Source organism: Janthinobacterium sp. NKUCC08_JDC, assembly GCF_019345575.1.
GTDB lineage: Bacteria > Pseudomonadota > Gammaproteobacteria > Burkholderiales > Burkholderiaceae_D > Janthinobacterium > Janthinobacterium aestuarii.
On the sequence record NZ_JAHKQW010000030.1, the window covers coordinates 1 to 8,803 of the forward strand.

General features: G+C 63.4%; 8 protein-coding genes. 5 read left to right on the forward strand and 3 right to left on the reverse strand.

All coding sequences use genetic code 11. The annotated features are described in order from the left end of the window. Window positions 1–361 precede the first annotated feature (361 nt). From pta to KO538_RS28835, 4 genes are all read left to right on the forward strand, one after another. Window positions 362–1,363 (forward strand): phosphate acetyltransferase, encoded by a 1,002-nt coding sequence (gene pta / locus KO538_RS28820; protein WP_070304426.1) that lies wholly within the window; start codon window positions 362–364, stop codon window positions 1,361–1,363. Window position 1,364: 1 nt separating this feature from the next. Beyond that, window positions 1,365–2,126, forward strand: coding sequence for a sulfite exporter TauE/SafE family protein (locus KO538_RS28825; RefSeq protein ID WP_257620654.1), 762 nt, complete (start codon window positions 1,365–1,367; stop codon window positions 2,124–2,126). 299 nt (window positions 2,127–2,425) lie between these two features. After that, window positions 2,426–3,313 (forward strand): RNA ligase family protein, encoded by an 888-nt coding sequence (locus KO538_RS28830; protein ID WP_219330419.1) that lies wholly within the window; start codon window positions 2,426–2,428, stop codon window positions 3,311–3,313. Then, the gene (locus KO538_RS28835; protein ID WP_374106900.1) at window positions 3,310–4,452 is read left to right on the forward strand and encodes an AAA family ATPase; all 1,143 of its coding nucleotides are present in this window, start codon (window positions 3,310–3,312) and stop codon (window positions 4,450–4,452) included. The genes KO538_RS28830 and KO538_RS28835 overlap by 4 nt, the downstream gene beginning before the upstream one ends. 4 nt (window positions 4,453–4,456) lie before the next feature. Here the strand turns inward: KO538_RS28835 and KO538_RS28840 are convergent, their stop codons facing one another. Genes KO538_RS28840 through KO538_RS28850 form a run of 3 tightly spaced genes read right to left on the reverse strand, consistent with a single transcriptional unit; the run spans window position 4,457 to window position 8,035 of the window. Then, window positions 4,457–6,187, reverse strand: coding sequence for a cobalt chelatase (locus tag KO538_RS28840; RefSeq protein WP_219330420.1), 1,731 nt, complete (start codon window positions 6,185–6,187; stop codon window positions 4,457–4,459). Further along, on the reverse strand, window positions 6,184–7,158 hold the full coding sequence (locus KO538_RS28845) for an AAA family ATPase (RefSeq protein WP_374106901.1): 975 nt from the start codon (window positions 7,156–7,158) through the stop codon (window positions 6,184–6,186). Before KO538_RS28845 ends, KO538_RS28840 begins: the two co-directional genes overlap by 4 nt. A 40-nt stretch (window positions 7,159–7,198) precedes the next feature. Then, window positions 7,199–8,035 (reverse strand): IclR family transcriptional regulator, encoded by an 837-nt coding sequence (locus KO538_RS28850; RefSeq protein ID WP_374106902.1) that lies wholly within the window; start codon window positions 8,033–8,035, stop codon window positions 7,199–7,201. 213 nt (window positions 8,036–8,248) lie between these two features. Here KO538_RS28850 and KO538_RS28855 point away from each other — a divergent pair. Beyond that, on the forward strand, window positions 8,249–8,803 hold a 555-nt coding region (locus tag KO538_RS28855; protein WP_257620655.1), incomplete at its 3' end, for a thiamine pyrophosphate-binding protein.

Sequence of the window (8,803 nt, forward strand, 5' to 3'; positions counted from 1 at the left end):
GCTGGAAGACGTGGGCCCGGCCTTGAAAAAGGCGATCGACATGCAGATGAATGAAGGCAAGACCACCATCATCGAAATCATGTGCACGCGCGAGCTGGGCGACCCGTTCCGCCGCGATGCGCTGAGCAAACCTGTGCGGCATCTGGATAAATATAAAGATTACGTTTGATTTGCTGGTGTTGTTGGATTACGCCCTGGCGGGCTAATCCAACCTACGCAAGCTACGCGTGGTGCCGGCGTAATCCGACACCACCCTGACCGATCCTTGTATGACCCCGGCAATCGCGCCGGGTTTTTATGTGCCGGAACCATGCCTCATGCTTCCATGGTTCCGGCATTTTTTTACCGAATTGGAGTCGCCATGAAAGCCCTGCACCGCATCATCGCCCAGGCCCGCGCCGTGCCGAAACATATCGTCTTGTGCGAGGGCGGCGATGCGCGCGTATTGCAGGCGGCCGCGCGTGCCGCTGCCGAAGGCCTGGCCCACATCACCATCGTCGGCAACCCGGCCGCCATCCTGGCCCTGGCGCAGGAACACGCGCTGGATCTGGACGCCGTGCGCCTGGTCGACCCGGCGCAGTCCAGCGAGTCGGAACACTACGCCCAGCAATTGTTCGTACTGCGCCAGGCCAAGGGCATGACGGTGGAGCAGGCGAGGATCGCCGTGCAAGAACCGCTGTGCTACGCCAACCTGATGGTGCGCCTGGGCGACGCGGACGGCTGCGTGGCGGGAGCCGTGCACACGACGGCCGACGTGGTGCGCAGCGCCATCCAGATCATCGGCGTCGATCCGGCCTTCAAGCTCGTGTCGAGCTTTTTCCTGATGATGCTGTGCGAACCTTTTCACAGCCTCAAGGGCGGTTTCATCTTTTCCGACTGCGCCCTCGTTGTTGATCCGAAAGCCGAGGAATTGGCCGACATCGCCATGGCGGCCGCCGACAGCGCCCAAGCCTTGCTGATGGAAGAACCGCGCGTGGCCATGCTGTCGTTTTCCACCAGCGGCAGCGCCCACCACGCGGCCGTCGACAAGGTGCATGCGGCAACAGACCGGGTCAAGGCCCAGCGTCCGCGGCTGGCCATCGATGGCGACGTGCAGCTGGACGCGGCCATCGTGGCCGAGATTTCCCAGCGCAAGGTCAAGGATTCCGTCGTCAACGGCCGCGCGAACGTGCTGGTGTTCCCGAACCTCGACGCGGGCAATATCGGCTACAAGCTGGCCGAGCGCATGGGCGGCGCCGTCGCCATCGGCCCCTTGCTGCAAGGCTTGAAGAAGCCGGCCAACGATCTGTCGCGCGGCTGCAGCGCGATTGACGTGTATAACGTGATTGCGGTCACGTCCGTGCAGGCCCAGGGTGGACGCTGAGTTGTTCAGCTTGCCCGTGCTGGCGCTGCTGGGTGTGGTGGCGGCGGGCACGTATTTCCAGACCGTCACGGGCTTTGGCCTGGGCATGATCGTCATGGGCGTGGCCAGCGGCCTGGGCCTGGCGCCCGTGCCCGCGCTGGCGGCCCTCGTCAGTTTGTTGTCCCTGGCCAATTGCCTCGTGGCCTTGCCGGGCGCCTTGCACCACCTGGACTGGCGTGCCATCCGCGCGGCCAGCATCGGCTTGCTGCCGGCCATGGCGGCCGGCGTCTTGCTATTGGGATACCTGGACCAGGCGTATGCGCCGCTGCTGCACCTGCTGCTGGGCGCGGCTATCGTGTATGGCGGCGTCAGCATCTTGCTGCAAGCGCCACCTGGCCCCGGCGCGGCCGACAAGCGCAGCTTCTTCATCAGCGGCGTGTGCGGCGGCCTGTTCTCCGGCCTGTTCTCGCTGGCCGGACCACCGCTCGTGTACCAGTTCTACCGCCAGGAAATGAGCTTGAAAACCATCCGCTACAGCCTGATCTTTTTATTCGCCATCAGTGCGGGCGGACGTTCGCTGATGGCGGGCAGCCAGGGCCAGCTCGACGCGAAAGTGCTGCTGCTGTGTGCGCTGGCCTTGCCCGTGGGCGTGCTGGCCACGATGGCCGGCAAGCACTACCCGCCGCCGATCGCCCAGCGCGGCATGCGCCGCATCGCGTTTGCCGTGCTGACCCTGATCGGCATTTCCCTGATGGCGGCGGCCGTGCCGCAACTGCTCGGCTAGTCTCCAAACGTGCGGCGCTTGCAAAATAGTCAAACAGCCGTTATATTCCCCGTTCTTTCTTGAACCTCTTCCTTATTGGAGCCAAAAGTGCCTCGCTTCTTCGCCATCACCTGCTAACGCTGACGAAATGCTCTTTGCAGCATCGTTCGGCGCGTTGACGCCCCCGATTGCTGCGGCACTGCTCTTGCTCTTCCCGCACACGTATCCGAGACCCTGGTCTTGATCGTCCACGCCCGAACACGTCGTCAGCACCCCTGACCCTGTATGGACACGCCCCGGTGAACGCGGCGTGGGACGCTATGTTTTTACAATCTTTACCCTTATTCAAATACCCGCGCACGCCGCACCTGGAAGGTTCGCGCCTGCAGGATGGCGACGACGGCTCGGACCAGATGCCCCTGAAAAAGCTGGCCGGCCAGTACGTCGTCATCGAGGAGAAAATCGATGGCGCCAACTCCGCCGTGTCGTTCAGCGATGCGGGCGAGGTGCTGCTGCAGTCGCGCGGCCACTACCTGGCGGGCGGCGGCAGCGAACGCCAGTTCAATCTGTTGAAACCGTGGGCGCATGCGCACGAACACGCCTTGTTGGGCTTGCTGGAAGACCAGTATGTGCTGTTTGGCGAATGGTCGTACAGCAAGCATTCCGTGTTTTACGACCGGCTGCCCCATTACTTCAACGAGTTCGACGTGTATTGCCGCCGCAGCCAGATGTTTTTGTCGACGGCGCGCCGCCACGCCATGCTGGCCGGCTCGCCAGTGCTGTCCGTGCCCGTGCTGTATGCGGGGGTGATGCCGGCCACGCCGAAGCAGCTGTGGCAGCTGCTGCGCCATTCGCTGGCCAAGTCCCGGCTGTGGCGCGACGCTTTTGAAACTGCGGTGGCGCGCGAACGCCTGCCGCTGGATCTGTGCTGGAAGCAGACGGACAAGTCCGACCACGCGGAAGGCCTGTACCTGAAGGTGGAGGATGACGAGCAAGTACTGGCCCGCTACAAGCTGGTGCGCCATGACTTTACGCAAACCATCCTCGACAGCGGTTCGCACCACAGCACGCGGCCCTTGATCCCGAACCAGCTGGCTGACGGCGTCGACCTGTACGCGCCGCAGCCGCTCGTCACGTGGGAAAGCCTGGGCTTGCATACCTGCCGTTCGCTCGACGAACTGGCAGCTTTCTCAAGGAGTACAAAATGATGAACTGGAAAACCCTGCAGCAACTGGTGCCGCCAGCGGGCCAGTCGCCCGATTTCAACGCCTGCCTGGCCGCCTTCCCGCAGCTGGAACTGGCCAAGACGACGCCGCAAAACCCCGTCTATCACGCGGAAGGCGATGTGTGGACGCATACGATGATGGTGGTGGAGTCCTTGCTGGCCATGCCCGACTATCAGCAATCCACGCGCGCGGAACAGGAAATCGTGTTTCTTGCCGCCTTGCTGCACGACGTGGCCAAGTGCAGCACCACGGTGATCGACCCGGTGACGGGCGCCATCGGCCAGCCCGGCCACTCGCGCAAGGGCGCCCTCGATGCGCGCATCGCCCTGTGGGATTGCGACGTGCCGTTTGCCGTGCGCGAGGAGATCTGTCGCCTGATCAATGTGCACCAGGTGCCGTTCTTTGCGCTGGAAACGTCGCGGCGCGGCGTCACGCCCGAGTTCACCGTGCGCGAATTGTCGTGGCAAGTCGATATCCGCCTGCTGGCCATGCTGGCCGAAGCCGATATCCGCGGCCGCATCTGTCCCGATCCGCAGCGCATTCTGGATGCCATCGAGCTGTTCCGCGAACTGGCGCGCGAGGAAGGATGCTATGGCCAGCGGCGCGCATTCGTTGACGATCACACGCGCGTCAAATATTTCCGCGGCGCCGAGGCGCATCCCGACTATCCGCTGTTCCAGGAAGCGGGCTCGCGCGTGATCGTGATGTCGGGCTTGCCCGCGTCGGGCAAGAACACGTGGGTGGAGAAGCACCATCCGCGCCTGCCCGTCGTGTCGTTTGACGATGCGCGCACGGCCCTGGGCTTGAAGCACGGCAAGAACGAGGGGCAGGTGGGCGACTATGCGGAAGAGCGGGCGCGCGAACTGTTGCGCAAGGGCGAACCGTTCGTGTGGAACGCCACGCATCTGTCGAAACTGATGCGCGAAAAGACGCTCAACCTGCTGTACAAATACCACGCGCAGGTGGAGCTCGTGTACCTGGAACAGCCGCGCAAGGAGTTACTGCGGCGCAACGGCCAGCGCGACACGTCGCTCAGCAACAAGAAGCTGCAAGCGATGCTGTGGAACTGGGAAATCCCGCTGCCGATGGAGGCGCACACGGTCCGCTACGAAGTGAGCTGAAGGCTTAACGTTTGCGCCCACCGAGCAACTGCGCGATCTCGCTGAACAGCTCATTGTTCAGCGAGGCGGGCAGGGTGGTGGCCAGGCTGCGGCTGTAGTAGGCACCCAGGTCCAGGCCCAGGCCCAGCCCGCAAATCTCGATGGCGCCCTGCGCTTCGCGGCGCGCCACCACTTGTTTCAGATGTTGCGCGAGGTAAAACTCGTCGTTGGCGAGATTCGTGGCCGTATCCATCGGGCAACCGTCGGACACGACGAGCAGGATGCGCCGCCGTTCAGGGCGTGCCAGCATGCGCGTACACGCCCAGTCCACGGCTTCGCCATCGACGCCTTCGCGGTACAAGTCCGCCTTCAGCAGGGCCGCGATGTCGGGCCGCGCGCGGCGCCAGCGCGTGTCGCCATCCTTGAAGACCATGTGCACGAGTTCATTCAAGCGTCCTGGATTCGCCGGCGAGCGGGCGCGCATCCAGTCGCGCTTGGCTCTTCCCCCGTTCCACGCGCCCGTCGTAAAACCCAGCAACTCCGTGGCAACGCCGGCCTGGTCCAGTGCGCGCAGCACAATGTCGAGCAGCACGGCCACGGATTCCGCATGCGTCTTCATGGAGCCGGAGCAATCGACGAGAAAGGTGACGAGGCAATCGGCTTGCGGCAGGAATTGTTCCTTGCGAAACAGCCTGCGCTCGGATGGCGAACTGATCAGTTGCGCCAGCCGCCGGCCGTCGATATACCCCTCTTCTTCGCCAAACGACCAGCCGTCGCGCTCGGGCACGGCCAGCAATTGCGTCAAACGCCGCGCCAGGCGGGCCGTGTTGATGCCCAGGCTGGCGATGCGGGCATCCATGCGTTCGCGGTATTCGAGCAGCAGGGCGCGGCGCACGAGTTCGCCCGCTATTTCCTCTCGGTCGTACGCCGTGGAATAGGCGCGGTAGCCGCCATCGCCATCGCTGAAGGCACGGCTCTCGCCCAACGGGGCGGCATCGGGCAGGTTGTCGTTATCGCTGTCGAAGTCGAGCAGCAACTTGAAGGCCGCCTGCGCCTTGGCGTCGCCTGCCTCGTCCTCGCCGCCATCGCGCGCCGCTTGCGCGTCTTTCAGCATGGCGTCGACGGCGTAGGCGATGGCCAGTGCATGGCGCGCAAAGGCTGCCTGGTCGGCGCGGTGGCGGCGCAATCCCGCCAGGTCGCCGCTCAATTGCGACGACACCGACCAGCGTGTCGCTTCAATAAAATCTTCCGTCTTTTCCAGCACGGGCCTGGCCGTCAGGCGCGACCAGCACATCTGGAATACCGTGTACAGCAGCAAGCCCGAAGCGCCCTCGGCCAGGCCGGAATCGTAGAACGCGTGCGACCATGCAGTAAAACGGTGGCGCAGGTTGCCGATCACGCCAGCGTGCTGCTCGGGCGCCAGCGTTTCCACCCTTAACTGTTCCAGCAGTTCGAAGACGAGGCGCGCCACGGGTTCGAGCGGGCAGAAGGACTTGTGCAGGGCCGCATCCGTATGCAGCAGGCGCAGGGCCACGCTGTCGGCCGCGCCGCGCAAGGATGGCAAATCCTGCAGCGCCGCATCGGGCTGCAGATGGGCTGCGTGGATGGGCAGGGGACGGTGGCCGTCGTGCAGGCGTCGGCCCCGGTAGCGTATCGAGGGAGAAGCGCTGAGGGCGCGGATGGCGCCCGCGCACAGCTCATCCGTTTCCTGCTGCTCGCGCGTGTAGGCGGCAGGCGCCGTCGTTTCGGCACTCATGCCTGGCTCGCCAGCAATTCCTCATTGAAGCAGCGCTGGTAATACTCGGCCACCATGGGCCGCTCGGCCTCGTCGCATTTGTTGAGGAAGGACAGGCGGAAGGCCAGCGCCGGGTCGCGGAAGATCTGGCAGTTTTCCGCCCAGGTAATGACGGTCCTTGGCGACATCAGACAAGCCAGGTCGCCCGCCGCATAACCGTGGCGCGTGAGGCTGGCCACGGCCACCATGGCGGCGGCCAGCTGGCGGCCTGCCTCGTCGTTCATGGCGGGGACACGCGCCAGGACGATCTGCGTCTCTTCCGCCTGCGGCAGATAGTTCAAGGTGGCAACGATGTTCCAGCGGTCGATTTGCGCGTGATTGAGCACTTGCGTGCCGTGGTACATGCCGTTCAAGTTGCCCAGGCCAACCGTGTTCGAGGTGGCGAACAGACGGAAGTGAGGATGGGGCGTGATAACCCGGTTCTGGTCGAGCAGGGTGAACTTGCCGTCGCGCTCGAGGATGCGCTGGATGACGAACATCACGTCGGGGCGGCCCGCGTCGTACTCGTCGAAGATCAGGGTCACGGGCCGTTGCAGGGACCAGGGCACGATGCCTTCCTGGAATTCCGTGACTTGCTGCTGTTCGCGCAGCACGATGGCGTCCTTGCCGACCAGATCCAGGCGGCTGATGTGGCCATCGAGGTTGACCCGCACGCAAGGCCAGTTCAGGCGGGCCGCCACCTGCTCGATATGCGTGGACTTGCCCGTGCCGTGCAAGCCCTGCACCATCACGCGGCGGTTGTGGGTGAAGCCGGCCAAAATCGCCAGGGTGACGTCCTTGTTGAAGCGGTAGGCGGGATCGATGTCGGGCACGTGCGGGTCGCGCTCCGTGAAGACGGGCACGAGCAGGTCGCTGTCGATATTGAACAGGCTGCGCACGGACTGCAAGGTTTGCGCCGCTGCGGCGGGGGGATGTTGGCGTGAATCTGGCACCTTGTTCTCCTGTGAAACCGCAGCATGGGCGCTACGGCGGTTATGAATGACCGGTTTGCAATGCGTCGTCGTCCCCGCCCGTCGTCGGCATGGTTTCCGATTCGATGGCGGCCAGGGCCTGCGCGGCGCGTTGCAATGCAGGCAAGAAATGTAAAGCCTTGTCGTGCGTCAAGCGGATGATGGGCGCCTGGATGGCCACGGCCAGGTTCGAGCGGCCGTTCGGGTTCGGCACCAGCACGGCCACGCACAACAGGCCGGGCAGGAATTCCTCGTCGTCCAGCGCATAGCCGTTACGGCGCACCAGTTCCAGTTCGCGTTCGAGCTTGACGGGGTCCGTTTCCGTCTTGTCCGTAAAACGCGTCAATTCCATGTGGCCCAGCAGGCGGCGCCGTTGCACGGGCGTCATTTGCGCCAGGAACAGCTTGCCGCTCGACGAGCAGTGGGCCGGCACGCGCGAACCGGGATGCAGGTAGAAGCGCAGCGGGGCCGCCGTTTCCACGCGGTCCAGGTACACCACTTCGCTGCCGCTGAAGGCCGTCAGGTTGCAGCTTTCGCCCACTTCCTCGACCAGCTGGCGCAAGACCATGCGGCGGGCGCCATGGAACGTGTTGTTAATTAGCAGGTTCGACGCCAGGCGACGCAGGCGCACGCCCGTGCTGTAGTGGCGGCCATCGCTTTCGCGCTGCAGCACGCCCACGCTTTCCAGCTGTTGCAGCATGCGGTGCAGGGTGGGCTTGGGCAAGCCCGTTTCTTCCACCAGCGCTTGCAGCGACAGCAACTGGTCTTTTTCGGCAATCACTTCCAGCAAGGCAAACAAACGCATCGTGGGCGTGTCGCCTTCCAGTTTTTCCGGCTCAAGTTTTGGGGATGAAATCATGTCCATGGTGGCCTCGGTTGTCTGTCTGAGTGTTATTTCATTTTCGAACTCAAATTGTACCGTTTCCTCGAAATTCTGTTTGACTTTTGATTGCCGAACGCTTAAATTGAATTGTATATCAAATTTCGGAACAAAATATACCGATTTTTGATAAATAAGTTGCTCACTACACTGCAGTTCATTACAACAGACCAGGAGACACCCATGAATGACATGACCGACCAAAAAGCCGCCGCAGCCGCGATACCTGTTGGCCCGCAAAAAATGACGCCTTCCGAAGCGTTCGTGGAAACCCTGGCCGCCAATGGCGTGACCGACATGTTCGGCATCATGGGCTCGGCCTTCATGGACCCGATGGACATTTTTGCGCCCGCCGGCATCCGCTTGATTCCTGTCGTGCACGAGCAGGGCGCCGGCCACATGGCCGACGGTTACGCCCGCGTCTCGGGCCGCCATGGCGTCGTCATCGGCCAGAACGGTCCCGGCATCAGCAATTGCGTCACGGCGATTGCCGCCGCTTACTGGGCGCATACCCCGGTCGTGATCATCACGCCGGAGACGGGCACGATGAGCATGGGCCTGGGCGGCTTCCAGGAAGCGAACCAGCTGCCGATGTTCGAGGAATTCACGAAGTACCAGGGCCACGTGACCAATCCAGCCCGCATGGCGGAATTCACGGGACGCTGCTTTGACCGCGCCATGTCGGAAATGGGCCCGACGCAACTGAACATCCCGCGCGACTATTTTTATGGCGAAATCAAGGCCGAG

Coding starts and splice junctions, on each gene's coding strand:
- pta (WP_070304426.1), top strand. CDS start 362: ATGAAAGCCCTGCACCGCATCATCGCCCAGGCCCGCGCCGTGCCGAAA.
- KO538_RS28850 (WP_374106902.1), bottom strand. CDS start 8,035: ATGATTTCATCCCCAAAACTTGAGCCGGAAAAACTGGAAGGCGACACG.
- KO538_RS28835 (WP_374106900.1), top strand. CDS start 3,310: ATGATGAACTGGAAAACCCTGCAGCAACTGGTGCCGCCAGCGGGCCAG.
- KO538_RS28830 (WP_219330419.1), top strand. CDS start 2,426: ATGTTTTTACAATCTTTACCCTTATTCAAATACCCGCGCACGCCGCAC.
- KO538_RS28840 (WP_219330420.1), bottom strand. CDS start 6,187: ATGAGTGCCGAAACGACGGCGCCTGCCGCCTACACGCGCGAGCAGCAG.